The sequence below is a fragment of the Thermococcus sp. 9N3 genome (assembly GCF_012027685.1).
Taxonomy (GTDB): Archaea; Methanobacteriota_B; Thermococci; order Thermococcales; family Thermococcaceae; genus Thermococcus; species Thermococcus nautili.
This window is the reverse complement of sequence record NZ_SNUV01000002.1, coordinates 1-23,707: the sequence shown is the minus strand read 5'-3', so window position 1 is coordinate 23,707 and position 23,707 is coordinate 1. Positions and strand designations below refer to the sequence as shown.

The window sequence follows — 23,707 nt, the reverse complement described above, 5'->3', positions numbered from 1 at the left end:
GTTGCGTCTGTACTGGGTACCGAGGTTTTAATAAAATTATGTCGTCGTTTCGTACGGTTTTCCAGTTCCGGGGCTCAAAAACGTTGGGAAGAACCTGAAAAGTTGAAAGAAGATGTTTCGTCAGTCTGAGTGATAGTAAACGACATAGGTGTCCGAATCATCGTAGACCTCCTGGGGAGCCACACCGTTGAGGTACGTCCATGTCCAGCCCGGATTGGCGTCAATGTCGGGCCCTCCTGCAGCTATGTAAGCTGCCCAGACCAGTTCGGAGCAGTAGTAGCTGTCCCCGTAAACCTCCTTCGTCCACCAGCCCCAGTCGTAGGGCTTTCCAAGCTGCTGAAGCGCGAAGTACACCGCGTTCTGCCTCACGTAGTCCGAGGTTGCCACGCGGAGGACGGCAACGGTATCGTACCTTCTGAGGAAGTCCGAGAGGTAAACAAGCCTAACGGCGCTCGGGTCGTCCCAGGCCTCAACAACGACCCAGTCATTGGCGCTGTAGTCGAAGTATGCTATCATTCCCGTGTGGGTCCAGTACCCGGGGATGAACGGGTCGCTGTTGGGGTTGTGGCCGATAACTATGTCGCCGGGGATAACGTTCCCCGGGTATGGATGCCAGTAGTCGGCGTCGCCCTTGCTTCCCGAAGCCGCTACCGGGTTCAACATCGCAGTCAAAAACAGGAGCCCCAGTATTGCACCTATCTTCCTCATTTGACCACCACCTCGAGATTGTGAGAAAAACTTGGACATTAATGACTAATAAAGATTTTGGTTGCCCACTGTTGTTATACAATGCATGAACTTGTTCACCAAGAGGTTGCACTCTTACGTCCACGGGGTGGATGTCCATTCATGGGGAGCGAATCATTGCGATGCCCATTTAAACCCCCTTCGAGTATTACCCCAAGGTGGTCGAATGCACGAGGTTCCGCACGGCGAGATACTGAAGGAGCTGAGAAAACTCGGTGCGAGATGCGTTCTCATACAGTCCCCCGAAGGGCTGAGACGGGAAGCCGAAGAGCTCGCTCGCTTCCTTGAGGAGAACGGTTTAGCCGTCATCCTGCACGGCGAGATAAACTACGGGGCCTGCGACCCCGCCGATTCCGATGCCAAAAGGCTCGGCTGCGACGCCTTAATCCACCTCGGGCACAGCTACATGCGCCTGAACCTTGAGGTGCCGACAATCTTTGTCCCGGCCTTCGCGAAGGTCGAACTCGTTCCCGCCCTTGAAAAGAACATTGAGGAGATTCGGAAGCTTGGAAAGAGAATAGCGCTCGTAACCACCGCCCAGCACGTTCACAGGCTCGATGAGGCGCGGGAATTTTTGGAGAGAAACGGATTCGAAGTGCTCATTGGGAAAGGCGACTCGAGGGTGAGCTGGCCTGGGCAGGTGCTCGGGTGCAACTTCTCCAGCGCGAAGGTCGAGGCAGACGGCGTTCTCTTCATCGGGGCCGGCTACTTCCACCCGCTTGGCGTTGCGCTGGCGGTCAAGAAGCCGACCCTGGCGATAAACCCCTACTCCGGCGACGCGCTCTGGATGGACGAAGAGGCGGAGCGCCTGGTAAGAAAGCGGTGGGCCCAGATAGCCAAGGCTATGGATGCGAAGAGCTTTGGAGTCGTGGTGAGCACTAAGAAGGGGCAGCTCCGCTTAGCGGAGGCCAGGCGGGTAGTTGAGCTCCTCCGCGAGCACGGTAGAGAAGCGAGGCTCATAGCGATGGACCACATAAGCTATTCGAAGCTTGAGGGCTTTCCCTTTGATGCGTACGTCGTCGTTGCCTGTCCGAGGGTTCCGATAGACGACTACGAGAACTGGCGCAAGCCTGTTCTGACGCCGAGGGAAGTGGAGCTCCTCCTCGGTCTTCGCGAGGACTACGAGTTCGATGAGATACCTGGAGTTGAGCGGGGGGAGGACGAGCCCCTCGGCATAGCGGTTCACGGGGTGAGGGGATGAAGAAGAAGCACCTCGCAATGCTTCTCTCAAAGCTTGAGGGCTTCCCCGAGCCGAAACCAGAGCTGGAGCAGTACAGAACTCCCGGAAACGTCGCGGCTGAACTGCTGTGGCTGGCCTACTCAGCTGGAGACATCGCTGGAAAGGTCGTTGCCGACCTCGGCACCGGAACCGGCGTTCTCGCGATAGGGGCAAAGCTTCTGGGCGCGGAGAAGGTCTACGCCGTCGAGGTTGATGAGAAAGCCCTCGAAGTCGCGAGGAGAAACGCCGAACGGGCCGGTGTCGAGGTCGAGTTCATAAACGCCGACGTCTCTGAGTTCGGGGAGAAGGTTGACACCGTTGTGATGAACCCTCCCTTCGGGAGCCAGAGGAAGGGCGCGGACCGGCCGTTCCTGCTCAAGGCCTTTGAGGTCGCCGATAGGGTTTACTCAATCCATCTCGCGAAGCCCGAGGTAAGGAACTTCATCGAAAAGTTCTCTGCCGAGGGCGGGTTTACCTTGATTCGGCTGGCGACCGTTCCCTTCGAGATTCCGGCTCAGTTCTTTTTCCACCGGAAGAGACTGGAGAGGATTCTCGTTGACTTGTACCTCTTCGAAAGGTATTCCCCTTAAACCCAAGACTTTCGCCGAAAAAAATATATTTGGTTCAGACCATAATCTAAGTGATATAATCAAGGTCGGTGACGTGAATGCCCCGGGGTAAGCTGGATTCCCTGCTCAAAAAATGGGAGATGAGGGATTTAATCAGGCTCGCGAGGGAGAGCGACGAGGCTCTGATTGAGATTCTGCGGGCCGTTGAGTCAGATGACCCTGACGTTAAGCTCGCATCACTTTCAGCCCTTCTGGAACTCGTTCAGACCTCCAACTGGCGCGAGAGGAAGAGGATTCTTGAGTTTGGTTTTGATGCCCTCGTTGATGCTCTCTCAACCGATGACCCGCGCGTTCTCTGGAGGACGCTCGCCATACTCTCAGCGCTCCTCAAGAACAATCCGCTCAACGGTGCCAGGTTGCTCAAGCTCGTGAGGGCAATAACGGGTCTGGCCGAGACGAAGAACGCCGTTGTGTGGGACGAACTCCTCAACGTTGTTGACAACGTCATGGCGCCGTACATAGACGACGGGATTGCCGGCGAGTTAAGGGCCCTCCTCAAGTCTGGGACGGCGGGAGAAGCGATAATAGTGGCAATGGTCCTCCTTGAGACCGGCGCCATAGACAAGGACTGCTGGGTCACCCTCGTTGAAAGGGTTGCTGGGGCACTGCTGAGCGGGGAGCCGAGGCTCGTCGACGCCGGCCTGGTGGCATCAATGAAGATTTCGAAGCTCCCGCCGGTGTACTCGATGGACGTCCTCATAAAGGAGCTCCTCCCTGCGCTCAGGAAGACTATAGTTGACTGCGACGACCAGATTAGGAAGGCCAGGGCCGTTGAGGTCTTCGACAGGCTCAGGGAAACCCTGGTTCGCTACTACCGCGTCAGGCCGAGGGAGGCCCAGAGGGTCGTCGAGGAGCTCATGCGCCTTGGGCTCGTGGATGAGGCCTACATGATTTCCTCCGCTATAGGGACAATCCCAACTGCACCCTGGGAGGCCTACGGAAACAGAGGTAGGCTCTGATGCCAAAGCTCAAGCTCTCAGATAGACAGCTCTACGCACTCATTGAAGCGGTGAAGCTCGGCGAGGTAATCAAGCCGAGTCAAAGCGCCAAGAGGAAGGCCTTCTCGCGCTACAAAATCGAGGGCTGGGAGAACTCCAAGCTGACCGGAATCTTCTACTCGATTCAACGGAGGCTCGGGTTGATAGACGAGGTAATCGAGGAGCTCGTAGGAGTTTCTCCCCTAATTCTCGACCCCTGGCTGAGGGCGGCGCTCAGGGTTGCGGTTGAGGTCGCGGTCTTCAGGAACCCTAACGAGAAAACCCTTCAGCACCTCAAGGGCCTCGCCAAGTTCCTCTCGGGCAAAACGCACCCGTATGTGGGCTATTACTACTACGAGCTACTGCCGAGAATCATAAACTACGTCCCAAAGCTCGACTCCGAGGAGAAGAGGCTTAAGTGGGAGTACCTCTTTCCCGAGTGGTTCATAGCGAAGATGCGCGGGCTTCTGGGGGATGAAGCAGAGGAACTCCTGAAAGCCCTCAACGAGACCCTTCCGGTTAGTCTTCGCGTCAATCGCCTTAAGGCGAGCGTTGAAGACGTTGAGGATTACCTGAGGAGGAAAAACCTCCGCTTCGAGAGGAGCGAGCGCGTTGAAACGGTAATCCGCGTTCTGGACCCCTTCAACCCCGGAAAGCTGATGGAGAAGGGTCTCGCGTTACCCCAGGAAGAGGCATCTGCCGTCGCTTCCCTGATACTCTCCCCCGAACCAGGGGAGACGGTTGTTGATTTGGCCGCGGCCCCCGGCGGAAAGACCGCCCACATGGCCGAGCTCATGGGGAACGAGGGAAAAATCTACGCCTTCGACGTCGATTCCGAGAGGATTAAGCGCATGGGGCAAATTCTGAAGTGGGCCGGCGTTGAGATTGCCGAGGTCAGGAAGCTCGACGGCAGGAAGGCCCCGGAAGTTTTGGGCGAGGAAGTTGCCGACAGGGTTCTATTAGACGCACCGTGCACGAGCGACGGAACCATCGCTAAGAACCCCGAGCTGAGGTGGCGCCTTCGCGAGAAGAACATACCGAAGGTCGTTGCGCTTCAGAAGGAGTTGCTTGAAAGCGCGTGGAGGCTTTTGAAGCCCGGCGGGAGGTTGCTCTACTCAACCTGCTCTATGCTCCCGGAGGAGAACGAGGAGGTCGTGAGGTGGTTCCTTTCGAGGCACGACGACGCGAGACTCGTTCCGCTCGGCGGGCCCTACGATGAGGGCTTCCTGCCCGGCACTATAAGGGCCTGGCCCCACAGGCACGGGACGATAGGCTTCTTCTACGCGCTGATTGAGAAAGCCTAATATAGGGGTTCGTCGTAAGGACTACCATGATGGACTACCGCGACGTTTTGCGTGAGATGCTCCTCGCGTGGAGAACCTCAAACGTGGTGGAGCTGGCGGTCTCGAACGAGGGGGCATTTTCTTCGCTCATGGTTCTCCTGCGCGATGGTGACGACCGCGTCAGGAGGCGTGCGCTCATAGCGCTAAGGGAAATCCTCCGGCGCAAGCCGGAACCGAGGTACACCCTTTCCGTCCTCAGGAACCTCAGAACCGTTCTTAGTCTTTTGAAGGACACCGATGAAGTTGCCATCGAGGCGCTTCGGCTTCTCGCGGTTCTGTTCTCGCTGGTTCATCCAGAGGAAAGGGACTACGTTGAAGTCGTTGATGCCCTTGTTTCCCTAGTACGCTCCAAAAGAAACGAGGTGGTTTTACTGGAAATTCCCCCAGTTCTTGAACGGCTGAGGCCCGCGAAGGCATCTCCCCTGGCCCGCTCAAGGGCAATGGCCCTGCTCTCCTCCGGCAACCCGAGGCTCCGGGCAATGGGTCTCAGACTGCTCGCCAACATGAGCGTTGGGGACTCGCGGGTTCTCTCGCTCCTGCTGGATGAGATTGACGAGGCCCTGCTCGGGGAGGACGTCCCCCTCCAGGATTTCACCCTCAACCTCCTCTCGGAGGTTCTTGTCCCCCCGAGTGAGGAAAACGTTGGCAAGTACTGGGAGCTCCTCCGGGCCCTTGAGGTTGTTTCCCACCGCTCACCTGTTCCCGGGGTCAGGAGCAAGGTGAGGGACCTGGCGTTTCGGGTTAAGAAGCTCCTCACCCTGTATTACTCTTCAAGACCCGGCGAGGCCATGAGAACCATAGCTGAGCTCCTGGCTGAGGGTAAGGTTGACGAGGCGATGGAGCTCGCCCTTGAGGTTGGGGAGGACGTTCCAAGGGGATTTTCAAAACTACCTTCCCGCGGGGGCTCCGTTGTTCTGGGGCCTAAGTATGTAGAGCACCTGAGGGGTTCAGGGCCGGGCGGTGGTTCGTCCTCGTGGGGGGCCGTGCGGAAAAAGAAGCCGGAACCGCCGGAGAAGCCAGAAACCCGCGTTCCCTTTGAGCGCGTGGCCGAGCTCGTGGATTCCCTCTCCGGGAGCATCGAGGAGAAGATGGACGCCCTGTGGGAGCTCCACAGGCTCGCGAAGGAGCTCCCTGAGAAGGGGCTCGTGGCATTAGAGCCCGCGGTAGAACCCCTGCTCGGTGTTCTCGCCTCCGAAAACAGGTGGGCAAGGGACAGGTCTGCGAGAATCCTTGCGAGGCTGGCGCTGAGGGCCCCTTACCGTGCCAAAATAGTGAGTTCCGTCATAGGGCTGCTCGAGAGGCAGAAAGCGGTTCCGGGAGCGCTGACATTCCTCAGTTACTACTTCTCCAGGCGCTGGGATGGGGAACTCGCCGGAAGAGTGCTCCCGCTCCTGAGGGCCCTGCTCAAGGAGTATCCATTCGAGGTTCTTCTAACTCTCGAGGCCATGACGAGAACGGTTCCGAGGGAAGACGCGGTTCTCTTCGCGCAGTTCGTTCCCCTCCTGAAGGAGATAAAGAGAACAGAACTCGCGCCGATTGCGCTCCGGGTTCTGGAAAACATAGCGGAAAAGGAGCGCTCACTCGTCCTCTAACTTCACCCTGAGTTCGTTGGCAAACCAGTTGACCCTCTGCGGGAACGGTATCTCTATTCCCTCCCTGTCAAGGGCCTCCTTGATTCTCCTCACGACCTCTGTCCTGACGTCGAACCACCTCTCGCTCGGCGCCCACGCCCAGACCCTCAAAACCACCGAGCTGTCGCCGAGGCTCTCGACGTAAACCTTTGGCTCCGGCTCAGCAAGGACGAGGGGCATTTCATCGAGGGTCTTAAGTATGACCTCTATGGCCCTTCCCGCGTCCTCGGCGTACGCTATGCCGACGCTTACATCTACTCTCCTCACGGGATACCTCTGGAGGTTGACTATATTGCTGTTGAAGAGGGCTTCATTCGGAATCCTGACGAGTGTTCCGTCCCACGTTCTTATTCTCGTCGAGAGAATTCTTATGTCCTCGACAACGCCCTGGACGTCGCCGACCTGAACCGCGTCCCCTATCTGGAGGGGTTTGTCAAAGTACATGAATATTCCCGAGACGAAGTTCGCGACCACGGTTCTCGATGAAAAACCGAGGACTATGCCCGTTATTCCAGCCGCCGCGAGCAGCGCCCCGAGCTCTCCCATGACGCCTGCGAAGCTAAGGGAGAGGAAGAACGCAACAGTAATGAAGAGGTAGTAGAAGAGCTTGGCCTTTATTATATCCTCTGGGCCCCTCTTCGTCTGGAGCAGGTAGTCCTTGGACTTCTTGGCTATCAGGTAGGAGATGTAGAAGAAACCAACGGCAAAGGTCAGGTTTCCTATCGTTGTGGGGCCGAGGGTGTATTTCATAACTCCAAGGGCGTAGAGGGCTCCGATTATTCCCCCAAGAACGAAGAGCCTGAAGATGAGCTCGGCCGTGTCCTCGTTGAGTATCCAAGTCAAGTCGGTCTCCTTGGAGGCGCGGATTATGGCCTTCTTCGTCACTTCCCCCAGGAACGTAAGAACCACGAGAGTTACAACTGCCTTGAGCAGGCTCTCGAGTGTGATTCCCGGAACGAACGGAATCGGCAGAGTCGCCGTTGTGTTCATGGCCACCACCTCATCCTGAAGTTAGGTAGGGGCTCGGCCCGGTGGGTGGCCTTTAGCCTTCCGTCCGGCGGATTCCCAGTGTTGTTGACCTCGTAGGGTTCCTTCGTCGTGAGTATGATGAGGGGGTAGTATGCTTTCTCGTCCGAGTAGAACATGACGCTGTTCCTTATCGGGATTACAACCCTCTCGACAAGCTTCCACTCCTTCGTGGGGTTTCTAACGGCGAGCTTGATTACACCGAGGGAATCAGGTTCCTTCTCGTGGAAACAGCTGACGTGGTACCTCGCGATTATTCCAATGGAATGCTCGCCGTAGAGCGCGTACTTCTCCCTTCCGACGATGAAGCGGTCTATGGGTGCGTTTCCGGCTTTTACAACAACGTCCACGGGAGCGCTCAGGTAGCCGTGAACGGTTTCCCCAGGGGGCACCGCTAGTCTCTCCCTCAACTTCACCATGAGGAACTTGACACCGTAACCCTCGGCTGGGGCGGGGAGAACCGAGAGGTACTTTCCACCGAGGATTTTAACCCTGAGGTCGTCCCGCCGGTACGTGAACGTCCCGTCCGGGTTCTCAACGACGTGAATCTTCCGCTCGCCGACGTGGATGAACTGCGTTCTGAGCTCGTGCTCGCCGAAGGTTTTCATGCTGAAAAATAGGGGGCCCAAAAATTTAAAGTTTCCTAAGAGGCCTTCGCGAGGTCGAGCTCCTCAACCTTGAAGTAGCCGTAGATTGTTAGGGGGTTCCCGTTTTCGTCTATGGAGGTGAAGTGGCCGTCAACTTCCAGAGGAATGAATATCTTCGGTGCGACCCTGGCTTTGCCCGTCATTGAAACCCCTTCAACCCCGGTATAGCTCCAGGTGCCCTCGACGACCCTGAACTTAATGCCGGAGAACTCAACGGTTCCGTCCGGTTTGGTTTCCCAGCTCCAAGCGTGGCCGAAGAAATCGCTCCAAGTTCCACTCTGGGGCACGAGAAGATTTCTGCCGCTCCAGTCGGCCCATATTCCCACGTGGAGAACCGCGAACCAGCCGTAGTAGAGGTTCATCAGGTCGGTATTCAGCTCGTCCATTATGTTCTGGTCGCCGCCCATATAGGGAATCGCGGACTTTCCAACGGCCATAGGGTTGGTGTAGAGGAGCTGTCTTCCCTGGTAGTCCATTTCAAAGCCAACAACCTGGTTCTCTCCGTAGTTGGCCGAAGCCCAGCCCATATCCCAGGGGTATATGAACGCGTCGCTTGCCCTCGTTGTGTACCACACCTTTATCGTGAGTGGCCCCTCCATCGCCGCCGCCTTTACCGGCGTTATGACGGTCTCGTACTCGTACACCTCAAAGGTTCCCACCTCGACCTTTGAGCCCGAGAAGTCCATTCCGTAAACTGTGATGTTCGTCTTCCTTTCCGTCTTCTCAATCCTGTACTCGTAGAGCGGGCTCGTCTCGTTGGGCCTGACCTTGTAGAGGACGACGTAGTGTGTTATGACGTATTTTTCCCCGTTCACGTCTATCGGTGAATACTCCCAGGGGTTCGTCCAGTACAGTTCCTCACTGGGGGTTGGGGTGGTAGATGTGGGGGTTTCCGTCTGGCTTGGAGTGGGGGAAGAGGTTGAGTGTGTCTCAGAGGGCGTTTCCGTCGTTCCCTGCGATGAGGTGGGCGTTTGAGATGTTGAACTCTCCCATCCCTGTGAGTGTGAAGTCGTTTCGGGCGTTTCCGAAGAGGAGGTTCCGCCCGAGCCCGTGCATCCGCTCGCGAGCAGGACAACCGCCACGAGCAACAGGGCGAGTGCAAACTTTTTCATACTAAACATCTCCTGACTCTTTGATTTAGGCCCAGAAAAGCAAAGGGCATCTTTATATACTCCGCGCTCATTCTATTAAAACTTTTTTAGGGATTCAAGCAAACTTGAAGTTTTTAAAATATCGTGAAGCGGGACAGGTCCGGCACCTGCCAATCTTCCCGCAAACCCCGCGAGGTCGAAGACATGCCCAGCTTTCTCAATAACCCCAACGTCGGCAGTCGCCACCGTTTCGAACGCCTTGAGCTCGTGGTCCGGACTTTTGACGAGTCTCACCTCACCGGGAACCCCAAACTCGTCAAGGAGTTCCTCAGTGAGCTTCCTAACGACCCCGCTCCCCGGGTTGTTCTTCCCGTAGAAGAAGACCGCCCTCCCGGGTGAAAGCTCCGCCAGGGCCGAGACAATGAGCCTCAAGTTGTTCCCGGTCTCCCCGTGCGGTCTGTACTTTCCCCTGTAGGCCAAGTCCCTAATGAGGCCGTCCTCGCACAGGATAGCCCTCCCCGCGAGGAGCGATTCAAGGGTTATGAGAACGTTGAAGCCATCAACCCCGAGAACCCGGCCCCTAATCTCATCCGGCCGAAGGAGTTTTCGCTTAACTTCCTCAATCCAGGAATCCGGGAAGACGCATCTCGCTAGAAGGTGCCTCTCCTCCTTCCTCAGCCTGTAGTGGTCGGCCACGAAGTTCAACGCAACGCTCTTCCGGTAGCCCCTGTTGAGGAGGTACTTAAGGTCTCGATAGGCCTCAATCAGCATGGTGAAAAATTGGGAAGAGCTCAGATAACCTTTTCGAGGGTCTCGCCGTCCTTGCCGGTGTGAATCCTTAGCCTGACCTTGCCGGCCAGCAGGGAGCTCTTGACCTTCTTCGTCAGAATCTCGTCCACTTGGAAGATTCCTGCCGGGTGCTTCATCCATATCTCGATGAGTATTGGCTGTCTCTCGTTCCCCTCCCTTATCTCCACGCGCTCTATTGCCAGGGCCGAGACGGCGTGTATGTCAACGCGGTCCTTCTTGTGGACGAGCCTGCTCCTTCCTGCCTCCATGTCACAGCCGTCCGCTATCGTGACGAGCGAGCCCTCTATCGTCGTGCACGGCACGTGCTCGTCGTGGGTGTATATCGCGTTGAGCGTCAGGGCCTTGAGGAGTAGCGGGTCGCGCCTTTCAAACTCCCTCACGAGCTTCTCAACTATCGGCTCGGCTAAGAAAACGCTGAACTCGTAGTGGTTTATCCTGTGTATCATGTTGCCGATGTCGTGCAGGAGCGCTCCAAAGGCGACGATGAACTTGCTCCACCAGAAAGGTTTACCGAGCTTCTCGGCCGTCGTCTGGATTCCGAACTTCCTGAGGATTCTCAGCAGTTCCAAGGCTCTCCTCGTCGTCAGGAGGACGTGGACCGGCCCGTGGTCGTTGAACTGGTAGACGTTGAGCACTATGTAGTTGGTGGTGTCGAAGTAGTAGTGGTACTCCCTGAAGGTTCTCTCGTAGGCCTCGAAGAGCCTGTCGTCGTCAAGGAGTTCCCTAATCTCCTTCAGAAGTTCCTCCTCGGTGTACATTCTCCCACCCAAGGGCCAAACGGCGGGGAGAATTTAAGGGTTTTGAACGGGATTCGGTGAAAAAAGCTGGCGTTTGCGGGGCGGTTTTGACGTATCTCTCCCAATCCCCTACTCCAGCATGCCCTCAAGCTCGAGTATCTTTTTCGAGCGGAGGTAAACCACTGGGATACCCCTCTCGCGGAGGCGCTTCTTCAGGCCCTTATCGTTGGTGCAGACTATTACCCTCTCGTTCTTGACGGCGAAGTCGTAAATCTGGTCGTCTATCGGCCTCTTCCCGAACTCCCCGATTTCAACGGTCTCGAAGCGCTCAGCCAATTTCTTCGCCATTCTAACAGCGAGCAAATCCCTTCCGCGCGTTTTCTTCTCGATGACGTTAAGCTCTTCAAGAACGACGTTTGGAACGACGATTTTGAACTTTACGTCGAGGATTCTGTTAAGCTCGGAAACTATGTCGACCCCGAACTGGCCGGGAACGAGCAGAAAGTTGGTGTCTGGAAGGACGAGCCATTCTCTCCTATGGGCCATCGCGACCACCGGGAAGAAAAGGGAAGAAGGGTCACTCCTTTATGAAACCGTAGCCGATGAGGCGCCACCTTGAGCCAACCTGCCTGCTGATGGCAACCCTGTCTCCGACTTCAGCGCAGACCGGAATCTGGAGCTTGAGCTCGACCTCATCCTTACCGAGCCCGGTGACGAGGCCCATCGTTCTGGCGGTGCCAACGTTGAGGAGGAGCACTTCCTTCCTCTTGATGGGCTCGACCTTGAGCTCGTCCTCGGTTCCAACGACGCGCTCGAGCAGGTGGACTTCGAGGCGGAGCTCGTCCCACACCGGAGGCAGCTTTCCGGGCTTTCCGACGACGTTTCCGGCCATGAGGTCGCCCTTGGTGAGGTAGGGGTCGAGCTTGGTTCCGACGCCGACGAGTCCACCGGGATAGGCCTCCTCGACGAACCTTCCTCCAGCCTGGAGCGAGACAATCTCGGTCGTTATCGGCTCGTACTTGATTCTGCCGTGTTCCTCGTAGGGAACACCGGGGCGAATCTCTATCTCGTCGCCAACTCTAAGCTTGCCCTGGACTATCGAACCGCCGATGACACCGCCGATGAGCTTCTCCGGCGGGGTTCCGGGCTTGTTGACGTCGAAGCTCCTAAGGACGAGCATCTTGGGCGGCTTGTTCGGGTCGCGCTCGGGAGTGGGTATGAACTTCTCTATTGCAGCGAGCAGAACGTCAACGTTCGCGCCGTGAAGTGCCGAAATCGGGATTATCGGGGCGTTCTCGGCGACGGTTCCAGCTACGAACTCCTTAATCTCCTGGTAGCGCTTCATAACGGTCTCCCTATCCACGAGCTCAATCTTGTTGAGCGCTATAACGATGTTCCTGTTGCCGACTATCTGCAAAGCCATCAGGTGCTCCCTGGTCTGGGGCATGACTCCCTCGTTCGCCGCAACGACGAGAACGGCACCGTCCATGAGCGAGGCGCCAGCGAGCATCGTCGTCATCAGCGCCTCGTGACCGGGAGCGTCTATGAAGGAAACGCGCCTCTCAAACTCGGTCTCGGCGCCACAGTACGGGCAGACCGGAGAGGTTGAATACCTGCCACACTTCGGGCACTTTCTTATCTCCGCGTCCGCGAAGCCTATCTTTATCGTGATACCCCTTCTCAGCTCCTCGCTGTGGGTATCTGTCCATATTCCGGTTAGAGCCTTGGTGAGCGTCGTCTTTCCGTGGTCAACGTGACCTACCATACCAATGTTAACCTCGGCCTGCCTAAACTTCTTGGCCATCTCTCTCACCCCTAAGCTTAGAAAGCGGGGACGTTTATTAATATATCTCTTAAGATTCTCTTAGGATTAAGAGCGTTGGAATATTAAAAAATATAAAATTCTAACTGCGCTGTTCCAACCATGAAAAAATAATAAACAGAACTGAACTGAAAAGTCCAATAAGGGCAGGCTCAGTTTTGCCCAAACTTTTAGTAACACATAAGAAAAAGACAATATAAAATATTGCAATGGTTAATCTTTTTTCTATGTTATTCTCGAATAATCCGCCTAATAAAATGGGTATTAACAATATTCCAATTAGAAGACTAAATCCTAAGAATCTATATTTTTCATTATTAACTATGCGAAAGTAAATAGCATCATTGTTATTGTACATAAGACTAATGTTGGACTGTCTAATTTGATAAATGTTGTTTGGGGATATCGATACTAGTTTTAAAATTGAGATTTGATATTTTGTTGAGTTTAGATAAACAATAGTCACAGGTTTTATATGTAATGTACCCCAAAAGTAATCACTGTTTTTAGCAGTTGAATTTATTTCAAACAATGCTCCTTTGTTGTATAAAATTACCGTTTTATATATTGGATTCTCTTGATATGTTATCCTAGATAAGTCTATAGGTTTTGTTGTTATAATAAGAGTATTATTATCTATCCATAATGATTCAAAGGGTTTATTTTTTATTTTAGTTTGTGTATTGGTTGTGACAACATGTGTATCAACGGGGATGCAAGGAATTTCTCCACCAAATGTTTGGGGTATTGGATTTGGATAATATTGAGTAGTTATCCTTATATTTCTCATTGTTATTTTTATATCGCCCCTTGAATTTTGGTAGGGAGTACTTCCTATATATAGTGGCATGCACTTAGATTGCTTTGTATCCTGTGCTAACTCTCTCGGAATTTTGGGAAATATAGGAGTTAATTGTATAATTTTTTCATGTATTAACTTACGCAATGTATAATTATCTCCCAAAAAACGAACAGAATACTTAAGTATGAATTGCTTTTTAGATGGAGTTATGTCGAGTTCAGTAGTAACTACAAGAGTATTCTCTAAAAAGGTCACAAGGGAATTGTTTTTTGTCGTTATTAAAATCCCTACTATGGGAATATGTCTATAATAGACATATGTTGAATTTGATCCCTCTATTTTAGGAACATTTGTTATTGGAAATTTTTCAATCATACTTCCAATGCTAATAAGCCACACTAAAATCATTCCCACTGCGAATAAAAGAGTAAGTATTTTCAAATGCACTCGTTTCATTATTATCACCAAAATAAAAACTATTAATATAAATATAAATGTTTTGGAGTAAAAGGCTAAGCAACTATCTTCAGGTTGACCTGGACGATGTTCGGGCTTATGGTGTTGCCGTGGACGGTCTTCTTCCTCCTCTCACCCTTCTCCCTGGGCCTGAATCCGGGTCCCTTGGAGAGGAGTATCTTGACCCTCCTAGGGCCGTGGACGTCGGGCCTCATGGGGAAGCCGTCCTTGTCGGTTCCGCCGGTTATCTTGAGCTTGGCATCCTCCGGAATGCTCTCGTCGCCGAATATCTCCCTGAGGTTGAGTCCGAGCTCCTTCGCTGAGATTTCCTCGCCTATGCGCTTTCCTACGAGCTTCTCTGCCTCTCCACCGGTTATCTCAACCTGCTTCGCTATACCGGTCTTCGGGTTCGATATAACGAGCTTGAAAGTGGCCATTCCTCCCACCTCCATTCATCAGCGGGATTCATTGGGCAGAGCCCTTTCCCGAGCGGTCTTGAACGGAGCGTTTAAAAACCTTACCGTGAAGCTTAAATATCATGGAGAAAACTCAAGGGCAGGTGATAGTATGGCGAAGGAAAAGACCACACTTCCGCCGACCGGAGCGGGGCTGATGAGGTTCTTCGACGAGGACACGAGGGCCATAAAGGTCAGCCCGAAGGGCGTCATAGCGATGACCCTCATACTGGTTGCGATAGAGTTCCTGCTGCACGCTTTCGGTCCGAGCATCTTTGGCTAAAGGAAGCTCGTTTTCTTCAATCCCCTCGCGTTTAATTCCTCGTCTATTATCCCCCTGACGACCTCCTCAAGCTGTCTCTGAATCAGCGCCTCAACGTCGGCCTTAATCTTGTCTATGTCGCCCCTGAGACCCTCGAGGAGCCTTATGTACTCCCTCGCCATCTCGAGCTGGCCTTCCTGCCTCACCAGCTGTTCCTTGAGGTGCTCGAAGTCGTCTTTCATGACCTGGAACTTCCTCAGCTCGCGCTGTAGCTCGTCGAGCTCCCTTTTGAGGCGGTAGTTTTCTTCCTTGAGCTGTTCTATGAGCTTCTCCTTGGCCTCAAGCTCGGCCATCAGGTTGTTGTACTCCTCCGCTATCTGGTGGAGCCTCTCGATTTCCCTCAGCGGAGGCACCTTTCCGTCGCCGAGAATTATGACGTCCGGCCCAACGTTCACGATGTCGTTGGGGGTTATCTTGAGCTTTTTCTCGCTCGTGAATATGCTCTGACCCTTTCCAAGGTTCTCGACTTCCTTCATCTTCAGGATGAAGTAGAACTGGTCGCCCTCAACCTCGACGTTTATATCGGTGACGTAGCCGAGTATCTTGCCATCTGTAAGGGAAATCACGAACTTGTTTATCAGCTGGTTGGCCCGCGCTTCCTCAGACATATTCACCACCGCTGGATTTTGTCTCCCGGCATACTTAACCTTTCCGCCAAACCTTTTAAAGGCCCGAAAGAACTTCAGCCCGGTGAGGAGAGATGATAATATTCGCCGGGCGCTCCAACGTGGGGAAGAGCACCCTCATATTCAGGCTGACCGGGAAGAAAGTTAGGCGAGGTAAGAGGCCCGGCGTGACGAGGAAGCCCGTCGAAATCGAGTGGCGCGGAAAGAAAATCGTCGATTTACCGGGTTTCGGTTTCATGAGCGGGCTTCCGAAGCACGTCCAGGAGCGGATAAAGGACGAGATAGTGCACTTCATCGAGGACAACGCCGATAAAATAGAGCTCGCCGTTCTCGTCGTTGACGGCAAGGCCGCTCCCGAGATTATAGAGCGCTGGGAGAAGAGGGGCGAAATCCCGATAGATGTGGAGTTCTACGGGTTCCTCAGGGAGCTGGAGATACCTGTTGTAGTGGCAGTCAACAAGGTTGACAAGGTCAAGAACGTCGAGCGGGTCGTCCACTTCCTCGCCGAGAAGTTCGGCGTCCCCTACTCCGAGATTCCCGAGACCTTCGTTCCAATCTCTGCCAAGTTCGGGAAGAACCTCGACGAGCTCAGAAGGTTGATGGAAAAGAAAATCCGCTCATAGAATCTCCAGAACGAGGTGGGTGTTGGTTTCTTTCACCCCGTCGAGGGAAGCTATCTCCTCAAGGATTTCGTCGAGCTTGGTCTTGTCGGCCTCGATTATTAAATCAACGTCGCCGGTGACGCGGTAGATTTTCTTTATCTTGAGCCTCCTTATCGCATCGTAGACTTGCCTCCTCTTGGTCGGCTCTATCTTGACGAAGACGAAGACGTCGCCCTTCTTCTCGCCGAGCAGTTCAAGGGCCTTGTCCGTCAAATCGATAAAGCCCCTACCGGTCCTTATGTAGCCGAGCTCCTTGAGAACCTTTAGATGGTTGCTCAGAGCCTGTCTCGTTATTCCGAGCTCCCTCGCAAGCTCGTCCTGGGTCTTCTCGACGGTGTGAACTTCTATGGTCTTTCCGTCCTCGTAGAGCTTCCTTAGAAGCTTAACCTGCCTCGGGGTGAGGGTGTTCCTCTCAACCATGAGCCTTCACCTTACCGTTTTTCCAATTTGAGCGCGATAAACGTCAAACCTAACTTTTCATTTTCTCACTGGGAGTGATGCATCTTATAAGTTTTTCTAAGTTTCCCGGACTCAAGGTTTTTAACTCCCGGCGGAAACCTTAAACCATGAACAAGGCCAGCTACACCCGTGACGTCCCGCCCGACAGGCTTGAACTCCTCGCCGAACTCTCGTCCCGCGACGCGGTTAAGGTCATGGTCATCGGTGGCCTTGACGCCGGAAAGAGCACCCTTGTAACGTTTCTGGCCAACGAGCTCCTCAGCCTTGGGAGGAGCGTCGCGGTGGTTGATTCCGATGTGGGTCAGAAGGGCATCCTGCCACCTGCCACGATAAGCCTCGCCCGTCCGGATGAGAACTTCTCCAGCCTTTCTGAGCTTGAGGGAGTCGCGCACTACTTTATAGGCACCGTATCCCCTTCCCAGTTCACGGGCGAGATGGCCGTTGGTGTGAAGAGGCTCGTTGAGCTCGCTGAGAGGAGTGCTGAAATCGTTCTGATAGACACGACCGGCTTTGTAACAGGGCCGGGTTTCGAGATGAAGCGCCTCAAGGCGGAGCTCGTGAGGCCAGACCTGATAGTTCTCCTCGAGCGGAACGGCGAGCTGGAATCCCTTGCGAGGGCTTTGAGCCCCTACGGCGAGGTCGTCAGGCTGACCGTTAGCGAGAACGCGAAAGCCGTTGCGCGGGAGGAGAGGCGGGAGATAAGGTTCGAGAAGTGGAGAACCTACTTCTCCAATGCCAGGCTCGCCGAGTTCAGCCTTTCTGAGGTCACTTTAACTGGAACTTCGCTCTTCACCGGCCGTCCCCTCGATGAGAGGGAAAAGACCCTCCTCTCGCGGGCCTTCAGGTGGCTCGTTTTAGCGGGCTGGGAAAACGAGGGGCGCTACACGGTCGTCAAGGCCGACGAGGAGAGCTTCCCAAGGGGCTACCGCTCGATTCACGCCGTTGACTTCGAAAGGCTAAGCAACCTGCTCGTGGGTCTCCTCGACGGGGACGGGCTGTGTCTCGGCCTTGGAATCCTCAAGTGGGTGAACTTCAGCGCCGAAACGCTTCAACTGCTCACCCCGCTCGACGAGGTGGCACTTGGAGAGGTTAGGGAACTCCGCTTCGGCAGGATGAGGGTCCTTGAGACCGGCGAGGAACTCGGTCTCCTGAGGAGAGACGAACTTTGAACCCATAAGGTTTTAAAGACTAACCATAACGGTTGGACGGTGGTAGTTTGGAGGCGAGGGCTTTCATCGAAATAACGAGGCCGCACAACTGCGTCCTGGCTGGGGTAGTCGGCCTGCTGGGTTCGATAGTGGCGGTGGGCCACTTCCCGGAGCCGGTAAAGGCGTTGCTCGTCTTCTTAGTGGTCACTCTCGGTTGCTCCGCCGGCAACACGATAAACGACTACTTTGACTACGAGATAGACAGGATAAACCGGCCCGAGAGGCCCCTGCCGAGGGGCGCGATGAGCCGGAGGGTTGCTTTCTGGTACGCGATGGTTCTCTTCGCCATCGGCCTAGTCCTTGCCTCCCTGATAAACGTCTACGCCTTCCTGCTTGCCGTTGTCGCCTACACCGCGATGTTCCTCTACGCCTGGAAGCTCAAGCCACTCCCCTTCGTCGGCAACCTCGTCGTCGCTGGCCTTACAGGGGCCACACCGCTCTACGGCGCGATAGCGGTGGGGAAGATAGGCCTCGCCGGTTATCTGGCCCTGTGTGCGTTCCTCGTTAACGTCGCGAGGGAGGTAATAAAGGACATAGAGGATGTGGAAGGCGACCTCGCCAAGGGCGCGAGGACCCTTCCGATAGTCATCGGGAAGAAGAAATCCGCCTACGTGGGGGCGTTCTTCGCTGTCCTGACGGTTATCGCGTCCTTCCTGCCGATTAAGGCCGGCGTCGGTCTCAGCTACCTTGCAATGGTTCCCGTCGATGCCATAATCCTATACTCGGCCCTCCTAATCCTCCGCTCGCAGGACAGGGAAACCGCCCACCGCTCGCAAAAACTGCTCAAAATAAGCATATTCCTTGCCGTTATGGCCTTCATGATAGCTTCGCTCGTGAGGTGATGAGTATGGAGTTTAAGGACGAGATAGTTAAAGAGCTTGAAAACGATGAGCTCTGGACCGTTTTGACGTTCAAGACCCCGCACGGCCCGTCTAAAACGCTAAACGAGCTCGCTAAGGTCGTTGAAGAAGCGGGCTGGAAGGTGACCTTCAAGGCCAACTGGTGGACAGCTGATATACCCTACGGCCTCATAAGGCTCGACCTCCAGAAGGACGGGAGGGAGAAGATTCTCCTCGGCAGGTGGATACTCGGGAAGGACTGCGAGCTGATTAGGGTTGAGAGCCTCGACCTCGAGCGCGGAAAGGACGAGTTCTTCCGCATGGTGGACAGCATAACGTCGACGCTGATACATGACCCCGTGATAAGGACGATGCGCGAGCAGTACTGACGATGGGTTTTTATCTTTGCGACCCTTTATCCCCTTTGGGTGGTCCTGTGGGAATTGACCCGGATTTAGTTCTCCGAGTACATCTAAACAAGGATGAGGTCATCAAAGCCCTCATCGAATTCCTTATGGAGAAGGAGGAGATAATATTCGCCTACCTTCACGGTAGTTTCCTTGAGGGTGAGTTCTATCGGGACATCGACGTTGCCGTGTACGTTGACCCGGAGAAGGTCAAGGACTTTCTCAGCTACGAGCTCAAGCTCGCGGTGGAGCTTGAGTTGCTCCTCAAATACCCGGTTGATGTCAGGGTTTTGAACGACGCACCGCCGGCTTTTAGGTACAGGGTTCTCCACGGAAAGCTACTCTTCACCAGGGACGAGGAGAAATGGCTTGAGTTCTACGACCTGACGGTTAGAGAGTACCTCGACTTCAGGCACTTTGAAAGGGAAATGAGAAGGGAGCTCCTTCACAGGGGCTCGTAGAAGCCTATCTCCGGCTCGTAGATTTCTCCATCGGCTAAGAGCTGGCTTATGGCTTCTTCAATGATTTCCTCGTCGAACTCCTTGGAGAGCTTCTTGACTATGAACTTGTGCGACAGGGCTTTGCCCTTCTCGCGGAGGAGGTTCATGACGGCTTCCTTCGCCTTCTCAAGCTCCGGGCTGACCGGTGTCTCTTCAGTCTCCTCGGTCGTTTCCTCCTCGATTAGCTCTTCCTCAAGGGCCCTCTGCTCAAGCATCATCGTGTACAGCTCGTCTATCGTCTGGAGTAGCTCCTCGTCAACGCCCTTGTTCCTGGCTATGACCTTGGCCTTTGCCGTTATGCCGTAGCGGTCGTAGATTTCGAAGGCTATCTTCGCCTTCTCGGCGTGCTCGACCTTGTCGCGGAGCGTTTCAAAGCGGTGGAGTATCCAGAAGTTCGGGCTCACCTTCGCAACTCCCTCGACGAGTATCTGCTTGTCGTCGCGCCATTCAGCCACTTTTCCGATTATCTGGACTATGTCTCCTTTCTTCACGAGCCTTATGAAGCGCGTGTCGTCTCTAAAGCCGAGAACCCAGATAGTTCCGGTTCCGTCGTCAATCTGGAACTTGCCGTAGGTCTCGTCGTCGCTTATCACCGGCTCCCTGACGACCGTAGCGACGACCTTGACGCGGTAGACCTTTCTGGCGTCGCGCGTTATGAGGTAGTTCGGCTCGAAATCACCTTCGCTCCTGACGTAGTAGCCGTCGAGGATGTCCTTGATGTAGACCCTGCTCGCTGGAAGGCGCTTCTTCATAGCTCCTCACCTCCGAAGAAGCTGATGACGTTCTCAACCTTCGGGAGCACTTTCCTCTCGAGCTCCCTTATCTCCTCCAGGGCCTCCAAATCGGCGTCGCTGAAGTCCTGTATGACCTCGCCGAAGATGTGAACGCTCTCCTCGCTCCTTATGACCCTGCCGATGACCCTGACGACCTGGCCGTTCTCGGGTAAAACGTTCTCCTCGCTCTCGACGAGTATAACTCCCGTCCCGTCGTCGAGCCAGAAGGTGTAGTCGAGCTTGTCAACCTTGAAGGCCTTGCCGATTAGGGAAACTCTGGTGTCGTCTTCCCTAATCTCGGCAATCTTCCTCTCGACGGCGGGCTTTCTGCGCCTAAATCTCATCTCCTCCATTTCACTCACCACCGAAGGCCCTCAAAACTTCCCTCAGCTCTCTCCTCGCGAGCTCTATCTCGCGCCTCTCATCAACGTCTTCCCAGGTCCTGGCCTTGAGGAGCGTTCCGAGGAACTTGTCCTCCGTGACGTTGCCCCTGACGATTATCTCCCTGCCGAGGAGCGGGTAGTAGGTTTCCTCCGCGAGCTTTCTGCCGGCTTCCCTCATCGTCAGGCCCTCTTCGATGAGCTTCTTGAGCCTCTCGTCTATCTCTTCTGGACTTTCGCCGAGCAACTCGCTGGCATCGTCTCCGAAGAGCGTGACCCTGATGTAGCCGGTTGAGTCGTCCAGGCCAAAGTCGAGGACTACCATCTTCACGGGCTTGACCGGACCGTGCTCCGGGCAGACCCAGCTCTCGCTCGCCGGGTCGTAGTCAACCTTCCTCCTGCACTCGGGGCAGGAGTCGTAGGTTATAACCCTGTAAAGCCTCGCTATGGTTCCCCTGAGCTCGACGAAGCGCTCGTTGCCCTCCAAGTCTTTAATCTTCATCCTCCTGTAGTTGTAAGTTCTGACCTCCTCGATGGGCGGTATCTCCTCGACGCGCGGGTCTTCGGGGTCCTTGATGATTCTCGTCCTGTAGTTGGCGTGGAGCTCTATCCCGCGCATTCCCTCCTTGACGAGGGGGTCTATGACCTTGATGACGTCGCCGGGGCTGAGCTCGTCGTAGTACTTGCTAACGAAGTTGTCCCAGAGGACGAGCCTCGCCTGACCGGTGGAGTCGTAGATGATGAGGTTGGCGACCCTTCCGGTCGAGCCGTCCCTCTTCTTGTACTCCCTCGGCGGGAACTTCCTGAGAACCCTCGCGACGATGTTCACGTTGCTCATTCCCGGAACGAGGTCGGCTATGTGAAGGAGCTCCTCTCCCTCCTCGAGCTTGACGCCGAGCTCTTCGGCCAGCATTACGGCCGCGGCGTGCTCGGAAATTCCGTGGGTTTTAGCCAGCTCGGCAATCCTCTCCTCGATTTCCTCTTTTGAGAGGCCCCGATGCCGGATGATTCGATTGATTATCTGCTCCTTTGTAAGGCCTACCATAGCACTCACCTTGATGGTAATTGGGACTCGGGGTATTTAAACTTTTTGTTCTCCGAACTCCTTTTGGCGAGAAGGGGCATTATTTCTGCGCTATCGAAGAAAAGAGATAACTGGGAGCTCAAGAAGTTCCATCGCTTTCTGAACTGTCTCCCTCAGTTTCGGCACCCTCGTCCCCTGCCTTACCCTCGAGCTTCGCTATGAGGTCGCTGTACTCCGCGTGGACAACCTTCTTGAAGGCCTCCTTGATTATCGCCGGGTCGTTCTCCGGGAAGCCGTAGAGCTCCGCGAACTTCTGGGTCGTTCCGAGGAGCTTCGTCCTCTCGTAGGGCTCGGCGTAGATTAGACCCATCTCGATGAGCTTCTTTATGTGTTCGTAGGCCTGGCTTCCGCGGAGCTTTATGATTTTGCTCTGCTCTATCGGCTGGAGGTAAGCTATAAGCGCGAGGGTCTTCAGCTCGCCGGTCCTCAGGTCGGGTCTCGGCATGAGGTGGATAACCCTCTGGCTGTACTCCTGCTTGACCTGCATGACGTATTTGTCGCCCAGAACCTTGACGACCTCTATGGCGCTCTTTCTCTCCGCGTACTCAGCCGCTATGAGCTCGATGAGCTTTTCGAGGTAGTCTAGGGATTTTATCCCGAGGGCCTTCGACAGTTCTTTGACGCTGAGCGGTCTTCCCGAAACGAAGAGGGCCGCCTCAACGAGGGCCTTGTCCTCCAGCAGTCCCATGGTTCACACCTGTTGGGGGGTCTCGTTGATGTTGGTTATTAAACTTCCGTCATTCGATCGCGAAAATCCTCCTCAGCATGGACAGTTCCTTGGGGTTCCAGGCTCCTTCCTCTATGAAAACGAGGAGGAGAGCTCTGTTCACAAGCGCCATGTCCCGGAGCGTCGCGAGGAACTTGAGAACCGGTTGGAGGCCGTTGTAGGTCACTAGGAACTCCACGCCGTCAATGACAACAACGCCCGTAACGCCCTGAGCAGAGGCCTCGCGCAGGTATCTGCTCACTATCTCGCTAATCCTGGCAAGGTTTGTGGGGTGAATCTTCATCTCACCGCTTACTGCAGTCAGCATGTAGCCGGTCCAAGCTGGATACGGTGCCGGTTCCCTCAGAAACGCAAGGACAGGGTAGTCCTTCAGTCCGTCCACGACGCTACCATAATTCTCACGTGTTAGCAGCTGGACGCCGGGCTTAACTTCAACGGTCGGTTTCCTCCCGATGAACCTCTCCGAGAGCACCATTCTTGCCATTAGATAAGCGGAGAGCAGTGTTAGGAACGCACCTACGGTAAAACCGATTGGCGCAAACCAAGAGACGTCTCTAAGGATTGGGTAGTCCATTTCATGAAGGCCAAAGAGCGCCAAGGCGATTCCAGCCCTTCTTGCCGTGGGGAAGTCGGCCTCGGCTGAGGCTATGGTAACTCCGGCGAGGAAGACGTAAAAGGCCGAAACTCCGTAGGATATCCCCACGCGGGAGTCCCAGCCGTTGCCAAGGAGAAGGCCGTAAACAGTCCCAACGATTGGAGGAAGGGCCCACATCCAGGGGCGTTTAAGTGAAACCTGGCCTTCTTCAATGAGAAAGAGAAGGGAACCGTAAAAGAGCACCGCAGAAAAAAGAGCGTAGAAAATAACCACAAACGTTTCCTGTCCAAGCGCATCCATGAGAACGACTACAGCGGACACCAGCCAAGCGATGCCTAGGTGAAGGGATGAGAACCTCTCCGAAATTCGATACGCCCTCAGCAGGAAAACTGCAACAACAATTTTGGCCGTTAAGCTGAGCATCTGGCCGAGGAGTAGCAAGCTCTCCATTCTAACCACTTACACTCCCTAGCCCAGTTGGGATTATAACCTTTTTCCTCATTGTTACACATTATTGTCCATTGATGTTATGAACACGAATGCTGCATGCTTTGGCGTATGTTGTTATGCATTGAGTCCCATGTATATGACTCCTCAAAACAGGATATGCCGAAAAATTCACCGCAAAATTTATAAACCCGCCACGACAGGTATGAATCGGCACGGCGGCCATAGCGGCGGGGTTACACCCGGTCTCGTTTCGACCCCGGAAGTTAAGCCCGCCTGCGTTCCC

At 54.6% G+C, this 23,707-nt stretch carries 28 protein-coding genes and 1 rRNA gene; 12 read left to right on the top strand and 17 right to left on the bottom strand.

What is annotated here, in order from left to right:
- Window positions 1-120 precede the first annotated feature (120 nt).
- On the bottom strand, window positions 121-708 hold the full coding sequence (locus tag E3E30_RS07085) for a YiiX/YebB-like N1pC/P60 family cysteine hydrolase (protein ID WP_042692504.1): 588 nt from the start codon (window positions 706-708) through the stop codon (window positions 121-123).
- A gap of 205 nt (window positions 709-913) precedes the next feature.
- Here E3E30_RS07085 and dph2 point away from each other — a divergent pair, with 205 nt between their 5' ends.
- The 5 genes from dph2 (at window position 914) to E3E30_RS07060 (ending at window position 6,507) form a co-directional block, all read left to right on the top strand.
- Window positions 914-1,948, top strand: coding sequence for a diphthamide biosynthesis enzyme Dph2 (dph2, locus tag E3E30_RS07080; protein WP_167729051.1), 1,035 nt, complete (start codon window positions 914-916; stop codon window positions 1,946-1,948).
- Window positions 1,945-2,556, top strand: a complete 612-nt coding sequence (locus E3E30_RS07075; RefSeq protein ID WP_167729050.1) for an METTL5 family protein — start codon at window positions 1,945-1,947, stop codon at window positions 2,554-2,556. Before dph2 ends, E3E30_RS07075 begins: the two co-directional genes overlap by 4 nt.
- A gap of 77 nt (window positions 2,557-2,633) precedes the next feature.
- Window positions 2,634-3,554 carry a hypothetical protein gene (locus E3E30_RS07070; protein ID WP_042692511.1) on the top strand — a complete coding sequence of 307 codons (921 nt, stop codon included), beginning with the start codon at window positions 2,634-2,636 and terminating at the stop codon, window positions 3,552-3,554.
- Window positions 3,554-4,876, top strand: coding sequence for an RsmB/NOP family class I SAM-dependent RNA methyltransferase (locus tag E3E30_RS07065; protein WP_167729049.1), 1,323 nt, complete (start codon window positions 3,554-3,556; stop codon window positions 4,874-4,876). The genes E3E30_RS07070 and E3E30_RS07065 overlap by 1 nt, the downstream gene beginning before the upstream one ends.
- A 26-nt stretch (window positions 4,877-4,902) precedes the next feature.
- Window positions 4,903-6,507 carry a hypothetical protein gene (locus E3E30_RS07060; protein WP_167729048.1) on the top strand — a complete coding sequence of 535 codons (1,605 nt, stop codon included), beginning with the start codon at window positions 4,903-4,905 and terminating at the stop codon, window positions 6,505-6,507.
- Here the strand turns inward: E3E30_RS07060 and E3E30_RS07055 are convergent.
- From E3E30_RS07055 to E3E30_RS07015, 9 genes are all read right to left on the bottom strand, one after another.
- A complete protein-coding gene (locus tag E3E30_RS07055) occupies window positions 6,493-7,536 on the bottom strand; it encodes a mechanosensitive ion channel family protein (RefSeq protein ID WP_167729359.1) in 1,044 nt (347 codons plus the stop codon). The two genes, E3E30_RS07060 and E3E30_RS07055, sit on opposite strands and share 15 nt — an antisense overlap.
- A complete protein-coding gene (locus E3E30_RS07050) occupies window positions 7,533-8,180 on the bottom strand; it encodes a DUF432 domain-containing protein (protein WP_042692523.1) in 648 nt (215 codons plus the stop codon). The genes E3E30_RS07055 and E3E30_RS07050 overlap by 4 nt, the downstream gene beginning before the upstream one ends.
- 35 nt (window positions 8,181-8,215) lie before the next feature.
- Complete coding sequence (locus tag E3E30_RS07045) at window positions 8,216-9,340, bottom strand: hypothetical protein (protein WP_167729047.1); 1,125 nt, start codon at window positions 9,338-9,340, stop codon at window positions 8,216-8,218.
- A 66-nt stretch (window positions 9,341-9,406) separates the two neighbouring features.
- Window positions 9,407-10,081, bottom strand: a complete 675-nt coding sequence (locus E3E30_RS07040) for a DUF434 domain-containing protein (RefSeq protein ID WP_167729046.1) — start codon at window positions 10,079-10,081, stop codon at window positions 9,407-9,409.
- 20 nt (window positions 10,082-10,101) lie between these two features.
- Window positions 10,102-10,878, bottom strand: coding sequence for an HD domain-containing protein (locus tag E3E30_RS07035; RefSeq protein ID WP_167729045.1), 777 nt, complete (start codon window positions 10,876-10,878; stop codon window positions 10,102-10,104).
- A gap of 108 nt (window positions 10,879-10,986) precedes the next feature.
- Window positions 10,987-11,403: a PIN domain-containing protein gene (locus E3E30_RS07030; protein WP_167729044.1), complete on the bottom strand. Its 417-nt coding sequence runs from the start codon at window positions 11,401-11,403 to the stop codon at window positions 10,987-10,989.
- A 31-nt stretch (window positions 11,404-11,434) separates the two neighbouring features.
- A complete protein-coding gene (gene eif2g / locus E3E30_RS07025) occupies window positions 11,435-12,661 on the bottom strand; it encodes a translation initiation factor IF-2 subunit gamma (RefSeq protein ID WP_042692542.1) in 1,227 nt (408 codons plus the stop codon).
- A 100-nt stretch (window positions 12,662-12,761) separates the two neighbouring features.
- Window positions 12,762-13,946, bottom strand: coding sequence for a hypothetical protein (locus tag E3E30_RS07020; RefSeq protein WP_167729043.1), 1,185 nt, complete (start codon window positions 13,944-13,946; stop codon window positions 12,762-12,764).
- Between the two features lie 47 nt (window positions 13,947-13,993).
- Window positions 13,994-14,374 (bottom strand): 30S ribosomal protein S6e, encoded by a 381-nt coding sequence (locus tag E3E30_RS07015; RefSeq protein ID WP_167729042.1) that lies wholly within the window; start codon window positions 14,372-14,374, stop codon window positions 13,994-13,996.
- 130 nt (window positions 14,375-14,504) lie between these two features.
- Between E3E30_RS07015 and E3E30_RS07010 the strand changes: the two genes are divergently transcribed.
- Window positions 14,505-14,675 carry a preprotein translocase subunit Sec61beta gene (locus E3E30_RS07010; RefSeq protein WP_042692547.1) on the top strand — a complete coding sequence of 57 codons (171 nt, stop codon included), beginning with the start codon at window positions 14,505-14,507 and terminating at the stop codon, window positions 14,673-14,675.
- On the opposite strand, the gene E3E30_RS07005 is transcribed toward E3E30_RS07010, so the two are convergent.
- The gene (locus E3E30_RS07005) at window positions 14,672-15,322 is read right to left on the bottom strand and encodes a hypothetical protein (protein ID WP_042692550.1); all 651 of its coding nucleotides are present in this window, start codon (window positions 15,320-15,322) and stop codon (window positions 14,672-14,674) included. The two genes, E3E30_RS07010 and E3E30_RS07005, sit on opposite strands and share 4 nt — an antisense overlap.
- A 92-nt stretch (window positions 15,323-15,414) precedes the next feature.
- Here E3E30_RS07005 and engB point away from each other — a divergent pair, with 92 nt between their 5' ends.
- Complete coding sequence (engB, locus tag E3E30_RS07000; RefSeq protein ID WP_167729041.1) at window positions 15,415-15,963, top strand: GTP-binding protein EngB; 549 nt, start codon at window positions 15,415-15,417, stop codon at window positions 15,961-15,963.
- Here the strand turns inward: engB and E3E30_RS06995 are convergent.
- The gene (locus tag E3E30_RS06995) at window positions 15,958-16,422 is read right to left on the bottom strand and encodes an Lrp/AsnC family transcriptional regulator (protein ID WP_042692557.1); all 465 of its coding nucleotides are present in this window, start codon (window positions 16,420-16,422) and stop codon (window positions 15,958-15,960) included. The two genes, engB and E3E30_RS06995, sit on opposite strands and share 6 nt — an antisense overlap.
- A gap of 146 nt (window positions 16,423-16,568) precedes the next feature.
- On the opposite strand from E3E30_RS06995, the gene E3E30_RS06990 reads away from it, so the two are divergent.
- The 4 genes from E3E30_RS06990 to E3E30_RS06975 are packed head-to-tail and all read left to right on the top strand — an operon-like array spanning window position 16,569 to window position 19,376.
- On the top strand, window positions 16,569-17,630 hold the full coding sequence (locus E3E30_RS06990) for a Clp1/GlmU family protein (protein ID WP_167729040.1): 1,062 nt from the start codon (window positions 16,569-16,571) through the stop codon (window positions 17,628-17,630).
- Between the two features lie 47 nt (window positions 17,631-17,677).
- Entirely contained in the window at window positions 17,678-18,511 is an 834-nt protein-coding gene (locus E3E30_RS06985; RefSeq protein ID WP_167729039.1) for a geranylgeranylglycerol-phosphate geranylgeranyltransferase, read from the top strand.
- 5 nt (window positions 18,512-18,516) lie between these two features.
- Entirely contained in the window at window positions 18,517-18,897 is a 381-nt protein-coding gene (locus E3E30_RS06980; protein ID WP_167729358.1) for a ribonucleoside-triphosphate reductase, read from the top strand.
- Window positions 18,898-18,944: 47 nt separating this feature from the next.
- On the top strand, window positions 18,945-19,376 hold the full coding sequence (locus tag E3E30_RS06975; protein WP_346765908.1) for a nucleotidyltransferase domain-containing protein: 432 nt from the start codon (window positions 18,945-18,947) through the stop codon (window positions 19,374-19,376).
- Here the strand turns inward: E3E30_RS06975 and E3E30_RS06970 are convergent.
- From E3E30_RS06970 to E3E30_RS06950, 5 genes are all read right to left on the bottom strand, one after another.
- Window positions 19,361-20,167 carry an OB-fold nucleic acid binding domain-containing protein gene (locus E3E30_RS06970; RefSeq protein ID WP_167729037.1) on the bottom strand — a complete coding sequence of 269 codons (807 nt, stop codon included), beginning with the start codon at window positions 20,165-20,167 and terminating at the stop codon, window positions 19,361-19,363. The two genes, E3E30_RS06975 and E3E30_RS06970, sit on opposite strands and share 16 nt — an antisense overlap.
- Window positions 20,164-20,541, bottom strand: a complete 378-nt coding sequence (locus E3E30_RS06965) for a replication protein RepA (RefSeq protein ID WP_042692575.1) — start codon at window positions 20,539-20,541, stop codon at window positions 20,164-20,166. The genes E3E30_RS06970 and E3E30_RS06965 overlap by 4 nt, the downstream gene beginning before the upstream one ends.
- Before the next feature lies 1 nt (window position 20,542).
- On the bottom strand, window positions 20,543-21,613 hold the full coding sequence (locus E3E30_RS06960) for an OB-fold nucleic acid binding domain-containing protein (protein WP_167729357.1): 1,071 nt from the start codon (window positions 21,611-21,613) through the stop codon (window positions 20,543-20,545).
- Window positions 21,614-21,731: 118 nt separating this feature from the next.
- Window positions 21,732-22,340 (bottom strand): SMC-Scp complex subunit ScpB, encoded by a 609-nt coding sequence (gene scpB, locus E3E30_RS06955; protein ID WP_167729036.1) that lies wholly within the window; start codon window positions 22,338-22,340, stop codon window positions 21,732-21,734.
- A gap of 49 nt (window positions 22,341-22,389) precedes the next feature.
- Entirely contained in the window at window positions 22,390-23,424 is a 1,035-nt protein-coding gene (locus tag E3E30_RS06950; RefSeq protein ID WP_240922665.1) for a DUF835 domain-containing protein, read from the bottom strand.
- Between the two features lie 211 nt (window positions 23,425-23,635).
- On the opposite strand from E3E30_RS06950, the gene rrf reads away from it, so the two are divergent.
- A 5S ribosomal RNA gene (gene rrf / locus E3E30_RS06945) occupies window positions 23,636-23,707 on the top strand; the annotation flags it as partial.